Source organism: Acinetobacter sp. YH12049, from assembly GCF_013419875.1.
GTDB classification, from domain to species: Bacteria; Pseudomonadota; Gammaproteobacteria; order Pseudomonadales; family Moraxellaceae; genus Acinetobacter; species Acinetobacter amyesii.
The window spans coordinates 12,399-35,736 of record NZ_VOZH01000013.1; the positions used below are offsets into that span (position 1 = coordinate 12,399).

The following is a 23,338-nucleotide window of genomic DNA, read 5'->3' on the forward strand; positions in this document are numbered from 1 at the left end:
AAGTGCTTCGGCGCTATACAAAAATTGCCAATAAAAACAACATTAGGTCAGGACGACATGACACAAAGTTTATCGGAACATCGACACATTTCCTTTACAGCACATTACACCGGCTATATTTGGTATAGCATGGGGATTTCACATCCCGTTTTTGCCACACGTAAAGGCAAATTTTTAGCACGTTTAGTCCATCCCTTAGAAAGCTGGGCAGAAAAGAATGTGGGCGGTAGCATGCGTTCGACGCTTAAACAGCGCCATGCCATGATCGATCAACATTTAGATCAACTCATTGCCCAACACCCTCAGCTACAAGTACTCGAAATTGCCTGTGGCCTCTCCCCGCGCGGTTGGAATTTTCGTACCAAGCATCCTGAAATTGACTATCGTGAACTCGACTTGCCAGATATGGCAAAAATCAAAACACAGGCACTTAAACAGATTGACCCGCATGCCCCTGAGGTCTTAACTGGCGACATTTTCACTCAAGATTTTGAACGTATTTTTCAGAGTTTTGACCCTGAACGTCCTTTGGTGGTGATTAGCGAAGGTCTGATTAATTATTTTGATCAAATCCTACTGAATAAATTATTGCAAGGGATCACCGAATATGGCGCCTCATTTCAGGAATTGCATTATCTGACCGACATCTATCCAGAACCCGTTAAGAACCGTTTAGCACGTTTTATTTGGGCCAGTAGTAAATTACTCAAAGTCATGTCTCGCAGCGCTTTTACTTTTCATTTTCAATCCCCTGCTGAATTACAGCAGTTTTTCACCCATACAGGATTTGAAGAAGTAAAAGTCGTTCAGCCGGCCTTATACTTTCCACAACAGCAGCAAGAACAAGTGATTCCTTTTCACGATGCAGAGCAGCACTGTGGAGATTTGGTTTGGATGGTGCATGCCAAAACAAAAAAACAGCGCTAAAGCGCTGTTTTTTTTTAGTTGTTCATGTTTTAACTTACAGCTTCTAATATCAACACATCTTCTTTTTGGCGTTGTACAAAGCGCAATAAGCGTTCTGCCAACTCAAAACTACCATGCTTAAATAAAGCGCGAACCTGTGTATCCACAACGTCAAAGATGAGACATTCAATTTTAAACTCACCTTCTTCATCTTCTAGATGTAATGCCAAATCCCGTGGATATGCGTGCATGGAGTCCAACATTTCAGCCTGCACATTCAACAACACCCCAAAATAATTTAAATCTATAATTTGAGTGTCAACCACAAGGTCTGAATGGCGATGAGATAAATGCGTGAATGGCTGTTGTACAGTTACACGCGCTTCGCCACGGCGTTCAATATTTTGCATTTGCTCACGGCTCATTGGAATGATCCCGTCCAACTGCTGAATAGACTCACCGCGTAGATAAGTTGCAAACAAATTCATGGTTTCCTTACGGCGTTGCAACTGCGGTAAATGATCCGCATTGGCAATCATAGCAAATTGCATATTCGGACATTGCAATGCAAAGCCCGCATTTTCATGTGGCAAAGTAAAACTGTCGTACTGCCCGCATGACACCAATACATCACACTGTGGAATCGGCACGTCTTGCAAACGCAGCAAACGATTACAGTTAATGTCATAACGCTCTTGTTCGGTATTGGTGAATTCAGCCATTTGTCTAAAGAACAAACGCTTCGCTGTCGGTGACATCCGCGTCACATCCAGTTTGGCATGATTAACCAAATACAAAATCACCGCTTGACCAAATTCATCCATGCGCTGTTCTTTCATCAAATGCAAGGATTCCTCAAGCAACATGCGCCAGCTCTTGCGCGTTTTTTGCATCACGCCCATTAAAATCATGCGATCAATCAATTCAGGACGTTGATCCGCTAGTCCTGCTGCCACCACTGAACCTAGTGACATCCCCATCACGGATACTTTTTCTAGCCCGACGATATCCAACCAAACGCCCAACATCTGCGCCAGATCACCCAACTCTAAAGTACCTGCTGACACCGCAGTATCGACATTGGTAATTTGCTGGTTTGAGCCCATGGAGGGTAAATCAATTAAAATAATAGGGCCTGCCGCAAATAGTTGTTCGACACAATATTTGTAGGAATTAAAGTTTTGAAATGCCCCACCAATAATAACAATCGGTGTGCGATGAATGGTTTCAGGTTGTGCAATGGCCATATATTCGACCTTCCAGCCATCAATCCATGTCGTTCTGGCAGGCTGTTTAAAGCTTTGCTTGTCATACAGATCGAAAAAACTGTAATGCGTACTTTCCTGTACGGTGGGATCCATTTGGATAATGGAATTCATATTCCTTTCCTCCATTCCTGCCTTATTTTTATTGTCAGGAATTCATTTAGAGACTCTGCTCGACTTAGCGTCCTGCTCTTTAATCGTTATTTGTACGACTTCAATGTCGCTATTGTTTCATTCTATACAGAGGTTCATTTTACAAGCAACTGATATCCCCGCCGCTTATCTACTTTTGTTCTAAAAACAATTTCAAAATGTTAATTCTGGTCAGCATGTACAGTCGAATATGCACTTAAGTGCTTCATTGTTCAGTCACAGGCTGTTAATATCGAGTTGAAATTTCTAAGTGATCAAACCGCTATGCAAGAGTCTATTGAACAATACATGCAAACGGTAGGACAGCAAGCACGCACAGCATCACGTGTGCTCGCAGGGGCTTCTACCCAGACTAAAAATAATGCCTTATCAGCAATTTATACTGCTTTACAAAACAGTGAAAATGCAATTTTGGCAGCTAACCAGGTGGATATGACTAAAGCGCATAACAACAACTTGGATAGTGCTCTACTTGATCGCTTAGAACTTACCCCCACACGCTTTAAAGGCATGCTCCAAGGTCTAAAAGATGTGATCGCACTGACTGACCCGATTGGCGAAATCACCGATATGGCCTTTCGTCCGACAGGTATTCAGCTGGGCAAAATGCGCGTGCCGCTAGGTGTTGTCGGCATGATTTACGAATCTCGCCCGAATGTAACGCTTGAAGCCGCATCTTTGGCGCTTAAATCAGGTAACGCGATTATTTTACGTGGTGGTTCTGAAGCTTTGGAATCTAACCAAGCAATTGCGGCAGCGATTCAACATGGCTTAACTGCCGCTGGCGTGCCTGAACATGCCGTTCAAGTAATTAATACCCCAGACCGTGCTGCGGTTGGCCAATTAATTACCATGCCTGAATATGTCGATGTGATCGTACCTCGTGGTGGCAAAGGCTTAATTGAACGTATCACCAATGAAGCACGTGTGCCTGTTATCAAACATCTTGATGGTAACTGCCATGTTTTTGTGGAAGCTCAGGCTGATTTGCAAAAAGCATTACCTATTGCGCTTAATGCCAAAACACACCGTTATGGCGTATGTAATGCCATGGAAACCTTGCTCGTCGATGAAAATGTCGCTGAAGAGTTTTTACCACGCATTGCTGAACTTTATGCTGAGAAAAAAGTTGAACTTCGTGGCTGTAATGAAACGCAGCGCATTTTGGGTGAATCGATTGTTCCTGCAACTGAGGAAGATTGGTACACCGAATACTTAGGCCCTATTTTGGCAGTGAAAGTCGTTACAGGCCTAGATGAAGCGATTGAGCACATCAACAAATATGGCTCACACCATACCGACTCGATCATTACCGAAAACTTTAGTCTGGCTCGTCAGTTCTTGGCGCGTGTAGATTCAAGTTCAGTGATGATCAATGCCTCAACGCGTTTTGCGGATGGTTTTGAATATGGTCTTGGTGCTGAGATCGGCATTTCAACCGATAAAATCCATGCACGCGGACCAGTCGGCCTAGAAGGTCTGACTTCTCAAAAATGGATTGTATTTGGTGATGGTCAAATTCGCCAATAACACCCAATAAGACAATGAAAGCTGTGCTTTTCTGAGTAAAGGCACAGCTTTTTTTATGACGATTTAAAAAACTAGACCCAGGGTTCACATATTGAAATATAAGCCTGTAAACACACAGGATATAGAATCGAAAACAGATTTTTTGACAATTAAATGCTTAAGAAGAATAAGAAAAGTTCAAATTACCTGCTTTTTGCAACAATTTGAGGATTACAGCGCAGCAACCGCATGTTATGTTCTATGTATATCGCTTAAATCGTATAAATTTTGAGGATTATTTTATTAATAAATGAAAACTATGAACTGATAAATTTTAATTATTATTGTGCTCAGGGTCGATAGTGCTTAAGTCTAATCTCCTAAAGTCTATCTAGGACGATAAAAAAACCCATGATAAAACATCATCACAGATCTAAATTGCATCAATCAATACAACTGCAATCAGATCAACATTATGGATAAGTATTTCAATTAGAATTCGGGTATTTAAACGTGTCTACATCAGTATTAGTAATTAACTGCGGATCTTCTTCTATCAAATATGCGTTAGTTTCTGAGCGCCGTGAAGATCGTATTTTTGGTCTGGCCGAGAACCTAGGTTCTGCTGATGCACGTATTAAAGGGGTCACTACGGGTGGTGCTGCGCTTGAGCTGTCTATTCCACATGCTGACCATGAAAAAGCCCTTGAAACTATTTTAGAGCGTTTGGCTCACCATAATCCTCAAGCGATTGGTCACCGCGTGGTACACGGCGGTACATTAACCAAAGCTGAGCTATTAACACCAGAAATTATTGAACGTATTCGTGAAGCTACACCGCTTGCGCCATTGCATAACCCTGCTCACTTGGTGGGTATCGAAGCAACCATGCGTTTGTTCCCTGAACTTCCGCAAGTAGCCGTATTCGATACAGCATTCCACCAAACAATGCCGTCTCATGCATACCGTTATGCTTTACCAAAATTCTTGTACACACAACATAACGTACGTCGTTATGGATTCCATGGTACTAGCCATGCCTACGTATCTGAGCGTGGCTCAATGTTGGCAGGCAGCTTTAAACAAGGTGGCTGGTTAACTGCTCACTTAGGCAATGGTAGCTCGACTTGTGCGATTTGGAATGGTCAATCTGTAGATACGTCAATGGGTCTGACTCCACTTGAAGGTGTGGTGATGGGCACACGTAGTGGTGATGTTGACCCAAGTATTCACAGCTTCCTTGCGAGCAACTTAGGTTGGGATATCTACAAAATCGACAAGATGCTGAACAGCCAATCAGGCCTACTCGGTTTGTCTGATCTATCAAATGACATGCGTACATTGATCGAAGCATCGGAACAAGGCAATGAAGATGCCGCGCTTGCCATTGAAGTATTCTGCTACCGTTTAGCAAAATCTTTAGCAGGCCTCAGCTGTGGTCTACCACGTATTGACGGTTTATTCTTCACAGGTGGTATTGGTGAAAACTCTGCCTACATTCGTGAAAAAACGGTTTCATACTTACCGCACTTTGGTTTCAACCTTAGTAAAGAATTAAATGACAACTTAAAACGCGGTACTGAAGGTCGTATTGACCACGGTACTGGCCCACAAATTTGGGTTGTTCCTACCGATGAAGAAGGCCGTATTGCCAAAGAAACTGAGCACGTTGTAGACGAGGTGACAGCGTCTGCTACAAAAAAGCCTGATGCTGAAGCTGCGATTGCATAAGCAATCGCATCAGCCCCTTCGCCTTCAATATTAATTTTTAGCTTTAATTTAGACACCGTATGAAAACAATTTTACTCGTGCCAACTGGGGAAGGTGTAGGTTTAACATCTGCATGCTTAGGTTTAATTTATGCTTTGGAATGCCAAGGGGTCAAAGCAGGTTTTCTGAAACCATTTTCACAGGAAAATGTCGCAGATACTGTAGACCGTACAACGGCTCTTTATCGTCATTTATTTAATAATGAAACGGTAGAACCCATTCATCATGCCACCATCGTGAAACAACTGAGTCATGATGAAAGTGATGAATTGCTCGAAGAAGCAGTTCGTTTGCACCGTGAAATTGCAAAAAAGCATGATCTGATTATTGTTGAAGGCTTGGTTCCAAACAGCCGTGATAACTTTGCCTCAGAGCTCAACGCGACATTAGCAAAAGCACTTGATGCTAAAGTAATTATTGTCAGCACAGCAGATATTCAAAATGCCACGAAAACGGCTGAGAAAATTGACAGTTCTCTACGCCAATTCGGTGGAGCTGCATCTGAACGTACTGCGGGCGTTTTGTTTATGCGCACACGTGGTTTGCCAGAAGAATCTGCGCAAATTCCTGTCACGCTTGATCCAAATCTGCGTTTAATCAGTGATACCAATAAATTTGTACTCGAATTACAACAAAGTAATCTGCAAATTGGTTCTACACAGCTACCTGTTATTGGCCTCGTTCCATTTAGTAATACGCTCAGCGTACCGCGCATGTCTGACTTGGCGACGCATATTCAAGCGGAATGGATCAACCAAGGCGATGCTGCTCATCGCCGTGTACTACATAGCAGCTTAGTTGCGTCGAATATTGAACATGAACTTCACAAATTTGTGGCAGGTGAACTGATTATCAGCGCCTCTGACCGTATTGATGTGTTGTTGGCTTCTAGCCTTGCAAGTAGCAATGGTATTCCACTTGCCGGTTTGGTTTTGACTGAACATCATCAACCGAACCCGCAAGTTTTGGATTTCTGCCAAACCGCGATTAAGCAAGGCTTACCGATTTTACATACGCCTTTAAGCACTTTTGAAACGGCACAACAACTTTCAAATTTAGGCAATGAAATTCCTGTCGATGACGTAGAACGTGCAGAGCAAGTGACTCGCTTTGTTTCAAGCCACATTAATGCTGAGTGGATTACTGAAGTATTGAATGGTTCGTATCAACCACGCTTGTCCCCTTCTGCATTCCGTCATGAATTGGTACAAAAATCCATTGCTGCGAAAAAACGGATTGTTCTACCTGAAGGTGATGAACCACGGACCATTCAAGCGGCTGCCATTTGTCAATCACGTGGCATTGCACACTGTATTTTATTGGCAAAACCTGAAGCCGTGATTGAAGTTGCAAAAGCACGTAATATCGAACTTCCTCATGATTTGGAAATCATTGATCCAGACCTGATTCGTGAAAACTATGTGCCGAAAATGGTTGAGCTGCGTAAAGGCAAACTCAATGATCTACAAGCACGCGAACAGCTACAAGACACCGTGGTTTTAGGCACCATGATGCTTGCACTCGATCAAGTGGATGGCCTTGTATCTGGTGCAGTACATACTACGGCGAATACAGTGCGTCCAGCATTCCAATTGATTAAGACTGCACCTGATTATTCATTGGTTTCTTCTGTATTCTTTATGCTGTTACCAGATGAAGTCTATGTATATGGTGACTGTGCCATTAATCCAGATCCAAATGCAGAACAGCTTGCCGAGATCGCGATTCAATCTGCAGATTCAGCGAAAGCTTTTGGTATTGACCCACGCATTGCGATGATTTCGTATTCAACAGGTACTTCTGGTGCAGGTGCAGATGTCGAGAAAGTGGCTGAAGCAACACGCATTGCCAAAGAACGCCGCCCAGACTTACTTATTGATGGCCCGCTTCAATACGATGCTGCATCGGTGGAAAGTGTGGGACGCTCTAAAGCACCTGACTCGAAAGTGGCTGGTCGTGCCAATGTGTTTATCTTCCCTGACTTAAATACAGGTAATACTACATATAAAGCAGTTCAACGTTCTGCAAATGTAGTCAGTGTTGGCCCAATGCTGCAAGGTTTAAACAAGCCTGTAAATGATTTGTCTCGTGGCGCATTGGTCGATGACATCGTGTTTACCATTGCATTAACGGCAATTCAGTCTGAACAGCAAGAAGCTTAATTTTAGTTTCGAGTTCTAAACCACCCTTTCGAAAGATTGGGTGGTTTTTTGTTTTATATAACTTCCATTATATTAAAAATGGCTCAGAATTAGTGGAAATTTCTTTTAAATTCTATGGCTGAATTTTGAGTATTTGGTACATGACCAATAATGTATTCATTCTTCGCTTGAAAAAAGAAATCAAAGCTCTGATACACATATCTAATTTAAAAAATAAAAGGAAAAATTTACATAAATTAGAGCCTGGATATGAAGCTAGGGCGTGACGTCTTGCTTCAGTTTATGCCAATATTTATCTAGAAAAAGAAAAACATGGAAACAAGGATTTAGTTGGTCGTTACTATTGGATGGGCTTAGGTGCATTTGCTTCAAATAATCTTAGCTGCCATTGTTAAACATGGTTTAATTGCATGGGGATATAAATGGATTCCACTAGGGGTAATTCGTGATCCTGTACATACTTTTGCAAAAGGTAACTTATGGCTATTTATGGATATTGCACCTTGGCATTATGCTTTGAGCATGTCTTCATCCTCTTTTAATCAATGCCGAACTCAACGTGATGTTTCCAAATTTACTCATATTAAAGAAGAAGTTATAAACATTCCTTGGTCAAATTGTTTACCCATAATTAAAAACTTAAAAGCACTTTAGAAATTAAAAGTGCTTTTGAATATCTACCAAAAATTGAAAAGTATTCTGCCGAGTTCTTATAATATCAAAAACATGGAAAGAGAATATCAGGGGCGACACGCCGGTGTACTTGATAAGGTACCAGAAACAGTATACAGCGAACCATTATCAAACACTAAAGTCGCCAATTATGATAGCCGTATGGAATGGATTAATAAAGCAGCAGAAAAATATCATCGTTTAATGCAAAGTGATAAAGGAAGATACTTTTTAGAAGAAGAACTAAAAATTATTGCGAAATGGGGCGATAGCAAAGCTAATTTTACAGTTGGAAAGGATAGTAATGATGGAAAAATTTAATTACTGCATTGTTATTTTTATGGTGGGTTATCTCCTTTCAGCTTGTCAACCTAGTGCAAAAAATACAGAGAATAATGTCATGAATCAACTGCGTTTTAGTTTACATTTAGGCAAACAAGGATTTAAAGATTTTTCTCAACATAATCTTGGGCATCCCGATAGTCATCCATCTGGAGCAGGTTTTAAAGAGTTAGATTTTACACCGCCCAACTTAGGTCAGATTAAAGTTGAAAATGGTGAGAATAGCTTAGTGATAGATCATGTATTTTCAGTTCTAGGAACATCGTTTAATAATGAGGATGGAATACAAGGGCTTGATGTTAATGCAGGGCTAAACAAAGAAGAATTTGTACGTCCTGAACAAGCCCACCAAGCTTATGTTGACTTAATGAAACGTATAAATCAGGCCGAATGGAAAAATTATTTCTATCGTTTTTCTGCACGAATAGCAAAGGAAGATAATATTCGATATCTAATGAAATCAGGTGATGTCATTGACCCGACTTATATCTTTAATTATGAAGAATGGAAAAAAATAATCAATACAGTTGGAGGGAACTCTATTGGCTACCGATTATATGCCAATGGTATCCTTTTGGATCTGAGTATAAAACAAACTCAAAAAACTGAAGATGGTAAAGAACAATATATGGTTCGTTATGCTTTCAATACGATTCGTTATGATGAAAGAAATTCAATGGATGATTCAGAGAATAATATTGATACTTACAAAATGACCTCAAAAGAGTTAGAACAAGCATTTGCAAATGAGCTGATAAGAAATAAAAAATCAAGAGAAATTGATGAAAAAGAAGTTATAGCACAAGGCTACCATATCGATGAAAATTATGAAGATCCTGATGTTTGGCAGTATGTTAAATAATCAAATGTTGTCGCTTTTAGACTCAATTTTAAAGCGCTTGTACACAAAATTAAGCATTGAAACTGAAGATTTGAAGATTTGAAGATTTGAAGATTTGAAGATCAGTTTGTATTTATTTTTTTAAAATTTAAAGCAAAAAAAAAGAAGATAAAGCTTTAGGCTTGATCTTCTTGTTGACCGTAGAACCAAGTTGCTGCGATAAACAGAGAAAAACCAATAACAGATAACACTGGAGTAACCATATATTTCACACTCTAAGTTTGATGAGGTCATTATGTAAAAGTTTTATGACAGTTATATGACAAATGTGAAATATTACAAAATCTAGATATACCAATAATAATCAATCATTTATAAAAATATTATATTCACTTATGCCCTTTTTATGACAATTATTTCACTCAATATGACATTAAATTGGCTATTTTTAGCTCAATTATGACAACTGATAAGATCTAGCAAGTAACCTATTAAACTTTCGCCCAAAGATTAAGCGAAATACCCACAAAAGCGCCTTTTTGTCTTATAATTTAGCCCGCTAGCTATCAGCCCGCTCAAGAGATATTTGTATGACAACTATTATCAAGCAAGATGACTTGATCACATCGGTAAAAGATGCGCTTCAGTTTATTTCTTACTATCACCCGCAAGACTTCATCCAAGCGATGAGCCGTGCATATGACCGTGAAGAAAACAAAGCCGCTAAAGACGCAATTGCACAAATTTTAATTAACTCTCGTATGTGTGCAGAAGGCCACCGTCCTATCTGTCAAGATACGGGTATTGTGAACGTATTTCTTGAAGTGGGCTTAGACGTTAAATTTGATTTAACCATGAGCCTAGACGATGCGATCAACGAAGGTGTACGTCAAGGTTATCTTGAAAACTCAAACATTCTTCGTGCATCAGTTTTAGCTGATCCTGCTTTCGGTCGTAAAAATACCAAAGACAACACTCCAGCTGTGATCCACTACAAACTCGTTCCGGGTAACAAAGTTGATATAACTGTTGCTGCGAAGGGTGGTGGTTCAGAAAACAAGTCTAAACTTGCGATGTTGAATCCATCTGACTCGATCGTAGATTGGGTACTTAAAACTGTTCCAACAATGGGTGCAGGTTGGTGTCCTCCTGGTATGCTCGGTATTGGTATTGGTGGTACTGCTGAAAAAGCCATGATGCTTGCAAAAGAAGCATTAATGGAAGAAATCAACATGGACGAACTCCTTCGTCGTGGCCCACAAAACAAAATGGAAGAACTCCGTATTGAGATCTTCGAAAAAGTTAATGCTTTAGGTATTGGTGCGCAAGGTCTTGGTGGTTTAACCACTGTTCTTGATATCAAAATCAAAGATTACCCATGTCATGCTGCGGGTAAACCAGTGGGTATGATCCCGAACTGTGCAGCGACTCGTCACGCACACTTCCAATTAGATGGCTCAGGCGTTGCGCACATTCAAGCGCCAAGCCTTGAAGACTACCCTGCGGTAACTTGGGATTCATCAACATCTAAACGTGTTGACCTAGACAACATCACACAAGAAGAAATGAACGCTTGGCAACCAGGTGATACATTGCTTCTTAACGGTACAATCTATACAGGTCGTGATGCTGCGCACAAACGCATGGTTGACATGCTCAACAATGGTGAAGAACTTCCTGTTGATTTGAAAGGCAAGTTCATCTACTACGTAGGTCCTGTAGATCCAGTTGGTGATGAAGTAGTTGGTCCTGCAGGCCCAACAACTGCAACACGTATGGATAAATTTACACGTCAAGTACTTGAAGCAACTGGCTTGTACGGCATGATCGGTAAAGCTGACCGTGGTCCTGCTGCTGTTGAAGCAATTAAAGACAACAAAGCGACTTACTTAATGGCTGTGGGCGGTGCTGCTTACTTAGTATCTAAAGCAATTCGTGAAGCTGAAGTTGTTGCTTTTGCTGACCTAGGTATGGAAGCAATCTACAAATTTGTTGTAAAAGACATGCCTGTATCTGTAGCTGTTGACGTAAATGGTACTTCTGTACACGCGACCGCACCAAAAATCTGGCAAGCAAAAATTGGTAAAATCCCAGTAGTTGATGCTGCTGCGAACTAATTTCGCCACATTCAAGATCTAAAAAAGCACCCCATCGGGTGCTTTTTTTAATGTCAATATTTAGGCTGTTTGTCGAATGACATTCGCTATTTAATATTTTCACACACTCAAAAACACGAGCTAATTACATTACCAAGTTAATGGATTCCACAGTTTAAAAGGCTTGGTCAACTGCACATCTTCCGCAGGATCATAATGAGGTGCTTTCAACTTCTGCACACTTTTCCGCACTTTTCCAGTGTTTTGATCTTCTGCCACAAAGTTAAAACTGTTGGATTTCAACTCTGTAAATGCGATTTCATTTCGACCAATTTTTTCAGGCATGAGCAGCAATGGCCCTGAAACCGTTCTTTTACTGGATAAATTCTCTTCATCATATTTAATGAAGTAAGTTTGACCTGCTTCAACATCAAAGTCTAAATATTTAGGTTTTTGAAAATGATTCACCCCCAAAGGGCGACTCGATGATAAGCGGTAATTCCCCGCAGGTAACTCCACCCAGTAATAATGATTATTCAATAAACTTGGAATACGCTCACTGTTCAGAAATAAGCTGCTGGCCACAATTTCTTGACGATTCCATTTACTGTCTGGACGATATAAATACACAATCGCTGCTTGATCATGCTGAGCTTTCACTTCTTGAAAATGTCGGCCTTGTTTCTGATTGACCCAACCACCAATGGTAAACATACCCAATCGATATTGCTCAATATGACCCGGTGTACTTTCAGGATCCACAGGCTTTAATGTTGAAGCCAATGACGTTTGCTCAACGGCTGATTTTCCATGACAACCCAGCAGCGCTACACTGCTTAAAAGTAGAATTGCAACTCCACGCATGATTATCCCTCACTGCGTCTTTTTTTATTTTTACACTTTTGTTTTCAGTTTTTTACATTCAGGCATCCACGCCATCCTGCTGAGATTAACATTCTGCCTTTATTTTTGGAAATAAAAAACGTGTGCAAATCTTGGATTTACACACGTTTCAGACGAATAGCGCTTAAGCAGATTTAGAGTTTACAACTTTTAAATCTGACTTCGGTGCAGCTTCTTCAGTTTTCTTTGGTTGACGTTCTGATTTAAATTCAGGTTTCGCTTCACCATTAATCACTGCTTCATTGACAACAACCGTACCCACATCTGAACGACTTGGTAGGTCATACATCGTTTCAAGCAATGAATTTTCTAAAATCGAACGTAGACCACGTGCGCCCGTATTACGGTCAAGGGCTTTTTTAGCCACGGCACGTAATGCAGAGTCTTCAAATACGAGGTCAACATTTTCCATTTCAAATAAATATTGGTACTGACGTGTCAATGCATTTTTTGGTTCTGTCAGAATCTGCATCAATGCTTCTTCGTCCAGTTCTTCCAAGGTAGCAATCACAGGTAAACGACCAATAAATTCAGGAATCAGACCGAATTTAACCAAATCTGTCGCTTCAACTTGGCGGAATAAGTCAGATAATTTTTTAGTTTCATCTTTCTTACGTACTTCAGCCGTAAAGCCAATACCACCTTTTTCCTGACGCTGCTGTACGATTTTCTCTAGACCTGAGAATGCGCCACCACAGATAAATAGGATGTTTGAAGTATCAATTTGGATAAATTCTTGCTGCGGATGCTTACGACCACCTTGAGGCGGAATCGACGCAACCGTACCTTCGATCATTTTCAATAATGCTTGCTGAACACCTTCACCCGATACATCACGAGTAATAGATGGGTTTTCAGACTTACGGGTAATTTTGTCGATTTCATCGATATAGATAATGCCTTTTTGCGCTTTTTCTACATCGTAATCGGCTTTTTGAAGGAGTTTTTGAACAATGTTCTCAACGTCTTCACCCACATAACCGGCTTCAGTTAAAGTCGTTGCATCTGCCATCGCAAATGGCACATCTAAAAGACGCGCAAGTGTCTGAGCAAGCAGTGTTTTACCTGAACCTGTTGGTCCAACCAACATGATGTTACTTTTCGAAATCTCTACACCGTCTTCTGGTTTTTTACCACTGGTGCCAACTTTTAGGCGTTTATAGTGGTTGTATACCGCAACAGAGAGGGTCTTTTTCGCAACATCTTGACCAATCACATATTGGTCAAGCGCAGCACGGATTTCATGCGGTTTTGGTAAAGGACGAGTTGCCCAGTCATTTGATTCAACTTGCTGACTGGTCTGAACTAGGTCAAGACATACGTCCACACACTCATTACAGATGTACGCGTCCTCACCTGCAATCAGTTTCCCGACTTCAGACTGCGTTTTACCGCAAAATGAACAATGCTTTTGTCCTTGAGGATGTTCGGACATATTCACTCCAATAATTAATTCTTTAAAACTTATGGACGTTTAGATAAAACTTCGTCCACAAGACCGTATTCTTTTGCAGCTTGCGCTGTCATAAAGTTGTCACGGTCAGTATCTCGAGCAACAGTTTCGTAGTCTTGACCACTATGCTCTGCCATTAAACGATTTAAACGTTCTTTGATGAATAGAATTTCACGTGCATGAATTTCAATGTCAGATGCCTGACCACGGAAACCACCGAGTGGTTGGTGAATCATGACACGGGCATTTTCAAGACAGTAACGTTTGCCTTTAGCACCGGCGTTAAGCAGGAATGCACCCATCGATGCTGCTTGCCCCATGCAGTAAGTCACAACATCAGGTTTAATAAATTGCATGGTATCGTAAATCGCCATACCCGCAGTAACCGAACCGCCTGGTGAGTTGATATATAAATGAATATCTTTATCTGGGTTTTCTGCTTCTAAGAACAACATTTGGGCAACAATCAAATTTGCCATGTTGTCTTCAACTTCACCGGTTAAAAAAATCACACGTTCACGCAAAAGGCGTGAATAAATATCAAAAGAACGCTCGCCACGAGATGACTGTTCTACCACCATTGGTACTAGTGCGTTTTCAATTGTTGGAACATACATACGTTATTTATTCCTAAATTTTTCTGACTCAACCCATAATTCACAATATGAGGGATATTTGTCGAAATTGCAAAAGATTCCCAATTAAATAACAGATATTTTTTTCATAAGCATTGTGAAATCAGGACAACTTATTTGGGGGCAAATTTCGATAAAAAAAGGCGCTTAATGCGCCTTTTTTTGAAAGCTAGAAATTAGCCTTGTTGACGAGCTTGTTGCTCTTTCAATAAGTCTTCATAGCTCACAGTTGTATCAGTTACTTTAGCAGAAGCTAAGATGTGATCTACAACTTGGTCTTCTAGAATAACAGCTTCGATTTGAGCGCGTTGCTGTTTATCGTTGTTGAAGTATTCAATCACTTCTTTAGGATCTTCGTAAGAAGAAGCCATGTCTTCGATGTAAGCATCAACACGTGCAGCATCAACTTCAATTTTAGCATCAGCTAATACTTTGCTGACTAATACGCCAAGTTTAACTGATTTTTCAGCTTGCTCTTTGAATAGGTCATCTGGAAGCATGCTTGAATCAAACGCTTTAGCGCCTTGAGCACCAAACTGTTGAGTGAATTGTTGGATCATTTGTTGACGTTGACGGTCAATTTCTTGAGCAACCATTGCTTCTGGAAGTTCTACTTCGTTCGCTGCTACAAGCGCATCAAAAGTTGCACCTTTCACTTGGTTACGAAGACCGTTTTTCACTTCACGTTCCATGTTTTTACGCACGTCAGCTTTCAGCTTTTCAACGCCTTCTTCTTCAGTTAGACCGAAGATTTTTAAGAATTCAGCATCAACTTCTGGAAGTTTTTGTTTTTCAACAAGCTTAACAGTGATTTTGAATTGAGCAGCTTTACCAGCAAGGTTTTCAGCTTGGTAGTCTTCAGGGAAAGTTACATCGATAACTTTCTCTTCGCCTTTCTTCATACCAACGATACCGTCTTCGAAGCCAGGGATCATACGACCAGAACCAAGAACGAGTTTAAAGTCTTCAGCAGCGCCGCCTTCAAACTTCTCGCCATCAACAGTACCTTCAAAGTCGAAAGTTACTTGCATGTCTTTTTTAGCCATGCCTTTAGTTTCAACCCATGAAGCGCGTTGTTTTTGAAGATTTTCAATCATCTTCTCAACGTCTTTGTCGTCAACTGAAGTTGTTTTACGTTCAACTTCTAGGCCTTCGAACTTAACTTCAACTTCTGGATAAACTTCTACAGTTGCTTCATAAACTAAAGCATCATCTTTCATTTCAGTTTTTTCAATGTTTGGCATACCAACAGCATTGATTTTTTCTTGTTGGATCGCTTCGAATACTGTGTCACGAATGATGTCGTTTACAACTTCTTGATAGATACCAGCACCGTATTCACGACGAACAACGTTTACAGGTACTTTACCTGGACGGAAGCCGTTGATCTTCACAGTTTTGGCAGTGCGTTTCAAGCGAGCTTCAAACTGCTCGTTAATACGGCTCGTCGGTACAGATACATTTAAACGACGGGCAACGCCCGAAACCGCTTCAGAAGTTACTTGCATGGCTTCCTCGATAATTTGTTAGTTAAAACAGTTTTAAAAAAAAGTGCCACATTATATGACAACAATTAAAGATATACAAAAATGGATTATAACACTATAAATTCAGGCATGGATGCCCTTCTTATTTTTAGAATTTTTCAGCTTTTTTCGAAGAAATATTGATTATTTTTTAATTCACCATTGAAAATGAGAAACTTTCTCACTATTATTCTTAATGATATTTTTTTAATTTATTTTCATATATTTATCTTGTCCATATTTGGAATTCTTTTATGAGTAAATTTAATCTCAACCCTCTTTCCGCTACTTTATTTGGGGCAATTGTAACCACTACGAGTTTCGCACATGCTGAAACGACTGAATCTCAAGCTCAACAGATGGAAACCATTGTTGTTTCTGCAGCGGGCTTTGAACAAAAGATCAAGAATGCTCCTGCTTCAATCAGTGTTGTTACAAAAGCAGACATAGAAAAGAAAAATGCTTCTAGCATTGCAGATTTACTCGCTGACATTCCGGGCATTGATATTCGTGACGGTATTGGTAAAACATCCGGCTTAAACGTAAAAATGCGTGGTCTAGGTAATGACTATAGTTTGGTTTTAATTGATGGACGTCGCCAAACAACATCTTCTGACGTAACTCCAAATGGTTTCGGTGAATCATCAAATGGTTACTTACCACCCCTTGCTGCAATTGAGCGTATTGAGGTCATTCGTGGTCCTATGGCTACTCGCTATGGCTCAGAAGCAATGGGTGGTGTAATCAACATTATTACTAAAAAAGTGTCTGATACATGGACTGGTAATGTTACTGTGAGTGGTAACCTCATGGAACATAATGGGGAAGCCGACTCAGCAAAAACCAGTTTTGTTTTAAATGGCCCTCTTATAAGCGAACGATTAGGGATGCAGCTACGCGGTTCTTATTTAGACCGTCAAAAATCTGAACGTATTCCGGGTACATCTGGCCGTGACCCACGCCCAAGTGAAGCAGATAATTTTGATTTTGGTGGTAAATTATCCTTTAACTTAGATGATAAAAATAGTTTCTGGTTAGATGGCTTCCATTCAAGTCAAAACTATAAAAATGATGATAATCGACTGGGCACTCAAGACACACCGAGCCGTGCTAATGGTTATAAAGACGAACTAGAATTTAACCGTGATCAAATTTCTGCTGGACATGAGGGTAACTATGATTTTGGTAAATGGTCATCTTACGTAAGCCATACAACTACTGAAACCGTAGGCCGTACTATTCCACGAAACACATTCCCATTAAATGCATTTGCAGGTACAGATCGTACATTAGAAAACACTGACTTTGTTGCTGATACACATATCGTCATGCCTATTGCAGATCATAAAATCACAGTAGGTGCCGAATATAAAGAAGCACAAATTGCTGACGATATTGCAGGCGTGGGTTCAAAATTCAAAAAAGACTCATTATCTTTCTACGCTGAAGATGAATGGCGCCTTTTAGATTCAGTTGCTTTAACTTTAGGTGGACGTTATGAAGATCATTCAGGTTTTGGTGGTCACTTCAGCCCACGAGCATATTTAGTTTGGAATACTAATGAAAATCTAACACTGAAAGGTGGTGTAAGTACGGGTTACAAAGCACCTTCTGCAAAAGCATTACACAATGGCGTGATTAGTGTTAGTGGTCAAGGTGCAACTTTTGGTGTCGGCTCTCCTAATCTTAAACCTGAAGAATCCACCAACTATGAATTAGGCTTTAATTATAACAAAGGTAGCTTTGACTTAACCACAACGGCATTCTTTAATAAAATTGAAGATCTGATAACTGATGGAGCTGACCTTTGGAACTGTTACTCTGAAACAAATCCAAACCAAGCAGGTTGTGTCAGCTATGGTTCCCATATTACTCAAGATAGTTTTTCACAAAGTATTAATGCCAATGAAGCAGAAACTAAGGGCGTTGAAGTTAGCTTGAAATACAGCATTATCCCTGAATGGGATATTAAAGCTGCATATACCTATATGGAAAGTGAGATCACAAAAGGTGAAAATAAAGGCTCGTACCTAAATAACGTACCCAAAAATGCTTTTAATATGACATCTACTTGGCATATTAATCCTTCACTCGATGTTTGGTTACAGCATGAGTATAAATCTGATCGTAAACGTTATAGTACAGTCCAAACTGCTGGTGATGCTGGTATCATTTATGCTGCAACTGGCAATAAGTTGAAGGGGTATAATTTATTTAACCTCGGTACAAGTTATAACCTTAACGACAATATTCGTATTAATGGTTCTGTAAATAACTTATTAGATAAAGACTTCACAAGCAATGGAACTTATATCAATAGCCAAAATGTAGAGGCATCGTACTATGACTACATGACTATAGGTTCTTCAATGGCTGGAACTTACTTAGCTGGTCGCAACTACTGGTTATCCATTTCTTATGATTTCTAACTTTTAGTACTTATAAAAGACAAAACTAAAAAACCTGCTTCGGCAGGTTTTTTTGCATTAACAATTACGATTACTTCTTATTTAATTCACAATCATGTCTATATTTATAATCTCAATTAAATATAAAAAAACAATATATTTTATCAATATTAAATAAAAACATAGCCTTAATTAATACTTGTTATATCATTACATTAAATAGGACTATCACAATATGATTATTTATCGTGATTTACAATTACACAAACATGTAAGAACAAATAAGAATCATTATTATTCGCATACAAATTCACTATTCCAAATCGGGTTCGAAATGGCCTTCATTAAAACACGTAAGAAAATTGTTTCATCAGCAATTGCTTCTTCTCTTTCTGTTATTGCCGTTAATGCAATCGCACAAGAGCAAGTTACTCAACTTCCAACGATTAACCAAGAAGTTGCTGCTGAAAAAGCACCAAGCTTAAAAGTTGATAAATCAGCGAATGCTAAATTTGTTGCTCCACTTCTTGATACACCAAAATCAGTATCAGTGATTTCTAAACAACTGATTGAAGACACGCAAGTCACAACTTTAAGTGATGCTTTACGTACAGTACCTGGTATTACCCTCGGTGCTGGTGAAGGTGGTAACCCAAATGGTGACCGTCCATTTATTCGTGGTTATAACTCTGAAAGCTCAATGTATGTTGACGGTGTACGTAACTCAACTTCTCAAAACCGTGAGATGTTTGCTGTAGAGCAAGTAGAAGTTACCAAAGGTTCAGCTTCTGCTATGGGTGGTGCAGGTACTTCTGGCGGCAGTATCAACATGATTTCGAAAGTTGCGAAAAAAGGTGACTTTTTAGAAGGTTCAGTTGCTGGTGGAACAGATGCTTATGCACGTGTGACGCTTGATGGCAACAAAGATTTTGGCAATGGGATTGCTGCACGTGTTGCCGTTATGGGCCACATGAATGAGAAAGCTGGTCAAGCTGATGGTGCTGAATACAAACGTGCTGGTATTGCCCCTAGTATTACTTTCGGCTTAGACACACCTACTCGTGCAACTGTTGGCTATTACTATCTAAAATCGGATGATACACCTGATTCTGGTGTGCCATATAACAATCCATTTGGCGCACCTAAAACTGATGAAATGGACTACCGCCCATTAAACGGTAACGGTAAACCGATTGATGTCAAACAAGGCATTTACTACGGTTGGAAAGATCGTGATTTCCAAAAACAAGAAAATCATATTGGTACAATTAAGTTAGAACATGACTTAACTGACAACTTGACATTGACTAATACTGCTGTTTATAGCAAATCAAAAAATGACTATCTATGGACAAACCCAGACGACTCAAAAGGTAACTTTTTTGATAAAGCAACAGGCCAAGTAACAGGCAATGTATGGGCACGTGCAAACTCACGAGTTGCGGATACAGATGGCTTTACTGATCAACTGGCTTTAACTGGTAAATTTGACACAGGCTTTTTAAAACATCGTTTTAATTTGGGCGCAGAATATTCAGATCAAGAAACAGATCGTACCCAGTATATTATTGACGGCAAAAACTCGACAGGCTCTGCACATCAATCTTGTCCGGCAGATTCGATCGCAAATGGTTGGTGTACATCAGTGCAAAACCCTGACCGTGGTAATTGGACAGGCTCTTTAAGTACTGCTGGCGCAGATCTTTATAATATCGAAACTAAAAATACTTCAGTATATTTCCTTGATAGCATTGAATTACACCCACAATGGATCTTAGATTTGGGTGTACGTTGGGATGATTACTCAACAGAGCAAACGATGACTTATGGTGCGCTCAACAGCAATGTGACCTCAAATCCTGCTAAAGCTCAAGCTGGCGATAAAGTATCAATCAAAAATGAAAAAGACTTTATTAACTGGCAAGCAGGTTTAACATTTAAACCAACTGAAAATAGCAGTATCTATGCAAGCTATGCGACATCCTCAAATCCAGTCGGTGTTGATGGTGGTGATGGCTCAGAAGGTATTACTGCAGCAATCGAAAACCTTAAACCCGAAGAGGTTAAAACTTACGAGTTAGGAACGAAATGGGATGTATTAAACGACCGTTTAAACTTAACTGCTGCAATTTTCCGTACAGAAAAAACCAATACACGTGCAACAACAACAGAGGGTACTACAAGCAACATTGGTGAAACACGTGTTGATGGTATCGAACTTGGTGTTACTGGTAATGTAACTGATAAGTGGGCTGTAATGGCAGGTTATACCTACTTAGACAGCGAATTAGTTGACGGTGGTTTCACGAAAGTCGGTGACGACTATGTTGTAAATCCAAGCAATGGTAACCAAGTTCAAAACGTTGCGAAAAACTCAGCAACACTTTGGACAACTTACCAAGTCCTTCCACAGTTCACAATTGGTGGTGGCGCTACCTACATGGATAAAGTATTTGGTAATGCTACCAATACAAAATGGGTTCCAAGCTACGTACGCTACGATGCTATGGCGCGTTATACCGTTAACAAAAATGTGGATTTACAGTTGAATGTAAACAACCTTTCTGACAAACGCTACTTCACTAAAGCGTATGCCTCACACTATGCAACTGAAGCAGAAGGCCGCAGCGCAGTTCTGTCTGTAAACTTCAAATACTAAGAAAAAATAAATACCATAAATAATTTATGGTATTGACTCAAATAGCCTCGCTTCGAGGCTATTTTTGTATATGATCAAAACACAAACATTACATTTCAAAAGGTCAGACCGTGATTCACCATATTCCAAATGTATTGACTAAAGAACAGGTCAACTACTTCCGCACAGAAATGCAAAAAGTAGAATGGATTAATGGTCAAAAAACTACAGGCTCACTGTCTAAAAATGTTAAAAATAACCAACAGCTAGATATAGACCATCCATTAACACAGCATTTGGGCGATATCATTCTGCATGAATTGTCACAACACGCGCTTTTTACATCAACGGCTCTCCCCCTCAATATTTTGCCGCCCTATTTTAACCGCTATGAAAATGGTGAAACGTTTGGTTTCCATGTCGACAATGCCATTCGCTGGATGCCTGACAGCAATCAAAAAATTCGTACCGATTTGTCCTGCACGATTTTTCTAAGTGAACCCGAAGAATATGAGGGTGGTGAACTTGTGGTAGAAGACACCTATGGCTACCACGAAGTGAAATTGCCTGCCGGAGATTTGATTTTGTATCCATCTACCAGTGTGCATGAAGTTACTCCTGTGACTGCAGGCTGTCGTATTGCATCATTTTTTTGGTTGCAAAGTATGATCCGTGAAGATGCTGAGCGTCACATGTTATTTAATCTCGATCAAAGCATTCAAAATTTGCGTATGCAATTGGGTGATGCACATAGTGAAGTCGTCAAGTTGACTAGTCTGTATCACAACCTTATCCGCAAATGGGCCGAAATTTAAAGCTTAAGGTCAATAGACATGGACAAACTACCAATGACTGATCACAACATTTTAGCGCCACTGACACAAATACCAGCTCATTTGCAAACCATTGCAGATTATGAAGTCGAGGCTGAAAAACACCTTTCCAACATGGTGTGGCAGTACTTGCAAGGCGGTTCGATGGATGAACACAGTGTCCGTGGCAATTTGTCTCAGTTTGAACAGATACAACTGCTACCACGTATGCTGAAAGATCTAACCCAAGGTCATACCCAAATCGAAATCTTAGGGCAACGTTTCCCACATCCTATTTTTGTAGCCCCGATAGGTCATCAACAACAATTTCATCCTGATGCTGAAGCTGCAACAGCCCTCGCTGCCGAAGTCCTTGGCAGCAATATGATCCTCAGTACGTTTACCAATACAGATATGCGTGAGTTAAAGCAGGACAATCCTTACAAATGGTTCCAATTGTATTGGCAAGGTGAGCGCGAAAAGTCATTATCGCTGGTCAAGATGGCAGAAGAACATGCCTATACAGCAATTGTAGTAACCATTGATTCCCCGCATACAGGGATTCGTGACCGTGAACGTCGAGTGTTTTTCCATTTGCCTGAAGGCATGCAACATCCGCATACCCCTGCACATATCCCATTGCCTGAGCTCAATGATGGCGACCATCCCGTATTTAACGGTCTGATGAAAATCGCACCAACATGGGCGGATATCCTTTGGCTCAGTCAAAACACCTCATTACCGATTATTTTAAAGGGCATTGTCAGTCCACATGATGCTGAACTTGCCCTGCAACACGGTGTACAAGGCATTATTGTGTCGAATCATGGTGGGCGCGTACTGGACGGTTGCATTTCCCCTCTCACCGCCTTAGAACTGATTAAAAAAGTTGTGCCTACGGATTTTCCAGTTTTATATGATGGTGGTATTCGTCGTGGTTCAGATGTGTTTAAAGCGATAGCCTTGGGTGCATCTGCCGTATTAGTTGGACGTCCTTGCATTTATGGTTTAGCTACAGCGGGCGCTTTAGGTGTTGCCCATGTACTCAAAATACTGAAAGAAGAATTTGAGATTACGATGGCATTGATGGGAACAGCCACCGTCGATGAGATCAATAAAGATTATATTTTTCAAAAAAGCTAATTTTATAGAAAAATATTTTCCAGTAATGGCATCTTGACGCAAAAATAGGAAATTATTTCCGAAATATATGGACTAATATTTAGTTATACATTTACGAGCTTACG

The 23,338-nt window shown here is 40.2% G+C and carries 15 protein-coding genes and 1 pseudogene; 11 read left to right on the forward strand and 5 right to left on the reverse strand.

Annotated elements, in window-relative coordinates:
• Window positions 1–57: 57 nt before the first annotated feature.
• Window positions 58–927 (forward strand): class I SAM-dependent methyltransferase, encoded by an 870-nt coding sequence (locus FTU05_RS07370; protein WP_180164784.1) that lies wholly within the window; start codon window positions 58–60, stop codon window positions 925–927.
• Between the two features lie 29 nt (window positions 928–956).
• On the opposite strand, the gene FTU05_RS07375 is transcribed toward FTU05_RS07370, so the two are convergent.
• Window positions 957–2,285 (reverse strand): alpha/beta fold hydrolase, encoded by a 1,329-nt coding sequence (locus tag FTU05_RS07375; protein ID WP_180164785.1) that lies wholly within the window; start codon window positions 2,283–2,285, stop codon window positions 957–959.
• Window positions 2,286–2,588: 303 nt separating this feature from the next.
• Between FTU05_RS07375 and FTU05_RS07380 the strand changes: the two genes are divergently transcribed.
• The 6 genes and pseudogenes from FTU05_RS07380 to FTU05_RS07405 all read left to right on the forward strand — a co-directional run bounded on the left by FTU05_RS07380 (window position 2,589) and on the right by FTU05_RS07405 (window position 11,737).
• Entirely contained in the window at window positions 2,589–3,854 is a 1,266-nt protein-coding gene (locus FTU05_RS07380; RefSeq protein WP_180164786.1) for a glutamate-5-semialdehyde dehydrogenase, read from the forward strand.
• Window positions 3,855–4,346: 492 nt separating this feature from the next.
• Window positions 4,347–5,564, forward strand: coding sequence for an acetate/propionate family kinase (locus FTU05_RS07385; RefSeq protein ID WP_078189653.1), 1,218 nt, complete (start codon window positions 4,347–4,349; stop codon window positions 5,562–5,564).
• Between the two features lie 59 nt (window positions 5,565–5,623).
• Complete coding sequence (gene pta, locus FTU05_RS07390) at window positions 5,624–7,765, forward strand: phosphate acetyltransferase (protein ID WP_180164787.1); 2,142 nt, start codon at window positions 5,624–5,626, stop codon at window positions 7,763–7,765.
• 140 nt (window positions 7,766–7,905) lie between these two features.
• Window positions 7,906–8,758, forward strand: a pseudogene (locus FTU05_RS18095) (DUF2515 family protein).
• Complete coding sequence (locus FTU05_RS07400) at window positions 8,742–9,641, forward strand: hypothetical protein (RefSeq protein WP_180164789.1); 900 nt, start codon at window positions 8,742–8,744, stop codon at window positions 9,639–9,641. The pseudogene FTU05_RS18095 and the gene FTU05_RS07400 overlap by 17 nt, the downstream one beginning before the upstream one ends.
• A 569-nt stretch (window positions 9,642–10,210) precedes the next feature.
• On the forward strand, window positions 10,211–11,737 hold the full coding sequence (locus FTU05_RS07405; RefSeq protein ID WP_067763653.1) for a fumarate hydratase: 1,527 nt from the start codon (window positions 10,211–10,213) through the stop codon (window positions 11,735–11,737).
• 129 nt (window positions 11,738–11,866) lie between these two features.
• Here the strand turns inward: FTU05_RS07405 and FTU05_RS07410 are convergent, their stop codons facing one another.
• From FTU05_RS07410 to tig, 4 genes are all read right to left on the reverse strand, one after another.
• Window positions 11,867–12,580 carry a DUF2846 domain-containing protein gene (locus tag FTU05_RS07410; protein ID WP_180164791.1) on the reverse strand — a complete coding sequence of 238 codons (714 nt, stop codon included), beginning with the start codon at window positions 12,578–12,580 and terminating at the stop codon, window positions 11,867–11,869.
• Window positions 12,581–12,743: 163 nt separating this feature from the next.
• On the reverse strand, window positions 12,744–14,054 hold the full coding sequence (clpX, locus tag FTU05_RS07415) for an ATP-dependent protease ATP-binding subunit ClpX (protein ID WP_180164793.1): 1,311 nt from the start codon (window positions 14,052–14,054) through the stop codon (window positions 12,744–12,746).
• Between the two features lie 29 nt (window positions 14,055–14,083).
• The gene (gene clpP, locus FTU05_RS07420; protein ID WP_078192707.1) at window positions 14,084–14,689 is read right to left on the reverse strand and encodes an ATP-dependent Clp endopeptidase proteolytic subunit ClpP; all 606 of its coding nucleotides are present in this window, start codon (window positions 14,687–14,689) and stop codon (window positions 14,084–14,086) included.
• Window positions 14,690–14,883: 194 nt separating this feature from the next.
• Window positions 14,884–16,215 (reverse strand): trigger factor, encoded by a 1,332-nt coding sequence (tig, locus tag FTU05_RS07425; protein WP_078192708.1) that lies wholly within the window; start codon window positions 16,213–16,215, stop codon window positions 14,884–14,886.
• Window positions 16,216–16,487: 272 nt separating this feature from the next.
• Here tig and FTU05_RS07430 point away from each other — a divergent pair, with 272 nt between their 5' ends.
• The 4 genes from FTU05_RS07430 (at window position 16,488) to FTU05_RS07445 (ending at window position 23,234) form a co-directional block, all read left to right on the forward strand.
• Window positions 16,488–18,662, forward strand: coding sequence for a TonB-dependent receptor domain-containing protein (locus FTU05_RS07430; RefSeq protein ID WP_180164795.1), 2,175 nt, complete (start codon window positions 16,488–16,490; stop codon window positions 18,660–18,662).
• A 313-nt stretch (window positions 18,663–18,975) separates the two neighbouring features.
• Window positions 18,976–21,300, forward strand: coding sequence for a TonB-dependent siderophore receptor (locus FTU05_RS07435; protein WP_180164797.1), 2,325 nt, complete (start codon window positions 18,976–18,978; stop codon window positions 21,298–21,300).
• 110 nt (window positions 21,301–21,410) lie between these two features.
• Entirely contained in the window at window positions 21,411–22,094 is a 684-nt protein-coding gene (locus FTU05_RS07440) for a Fe2+-dependent dioxygenase (protein ID WP_180164799.1), read from the forward strand.
• Between the two features lie 33 nt (window positions 22,095–22,127).
• Window positions 22,128–23,234, forward strand: a complete 1,107-nt coding sequence (locus FTU05_RS07445; protein WP_180164850.1) for an alpha-hydroxy acid oxidase — start codon at window positions 22,128–22,130, stop codon at window positions 23,232–23,234.
• Window positions 23,235–23,338 lie beyond the last annotated feature (104 nt).

Excerpts from the sequence above, each read along its gene's own strand:
- FTU05_RS07370 (WP_180164784.1), top strand. The coding sequence starts at position 58 with ATGACACAAAGTTTATCGGAACATCGACACATTTCCTTTACAGCACAT.
- FTU05_RS07375 (WP_180164785.1), bottom strand. The coding sequence starts at position 2,285 with ATGAATTCCATTATCCAAATGGATCCCACCGTACAGGAAAGTACGCAT.
- FTU05_RS07380 (WP_180164786.1), top strand. The coding sequence starts at position 2,589 with ATGCAAGAGTCTATTGAACAATACATGCAAACGGTAGGACAGCAAGCA.
- pta (WP_180164787.1), top strand. The coding sequence starts at position 5,624 with ATGAAAACAATTTTACTCGTGCCAACTGGGGAAGGTGTAGGTTTAACA.
- FTU05_RS07400 (WP_180164789.1), top strand. The coding sequence starts at position 8,742 with ATGATGGAAAAATTTAATTACTGCATTGTTATTTTTATGGTGGGTTAT.
- FTU05_RS07405 (WP_067763653.1), top strand. The coding sequence starts at position 10,211 with ATGACAACTATTATCAAGCAAGATGACTTGATCACATCGGTAAAAGAT.
- FTU05_RS07410 (WP_180164791.1), bottom strand. The coding sequence starts at position 12,580 with ATGCGTGGAGTTGCAATTCTACTTTTAAGCAGTGTAGCGCTGCTGGGT.
- clpX (WP_180164793.1), bottom strand. The coding sequence starts at position 14,054 with ATGTCCGAACATCCTCAAGGACAAAAGCATTGTTCATTTTGCGGTAAA.
- clpP (WP_078192707.1), bottom strand. The coding sequence starts at position 14,689 with ATGTATGTTCCAACAATTGAAAACGCACTAGTACCAATGGTGGTAGAA.
- tig (WP_078192708.1), bottom strand. The coding sequence starts at position 16,215 with ATGCAAGTAACTTCTGAAGCGGTTTCGGGCGTTGCCCGTCGTTTAAAT.
- FTU05_RS07430 (WP_180164795.1), top strand. The coding sequence starts at position 16,488 with ATGAGTAAATTTAATCTCAACCCTCTTTCCGCTACTTTATTTGGGGCA.
- FTU05_RS07435 (WP_180164797.1), top strand. The coding sequence starts at position 18,976 with ATGGCCTTCATTAAAACACGTAAGAAAATTGTTTCATCAGCAATTGCT.
- FTU05_RS07445 (WP_180164850.1), top strand. The coding sequence starts at position 22,128 with ATGACTGATCACAACATTTTAGCGCCACTGACACAAATACCAGCTCAT.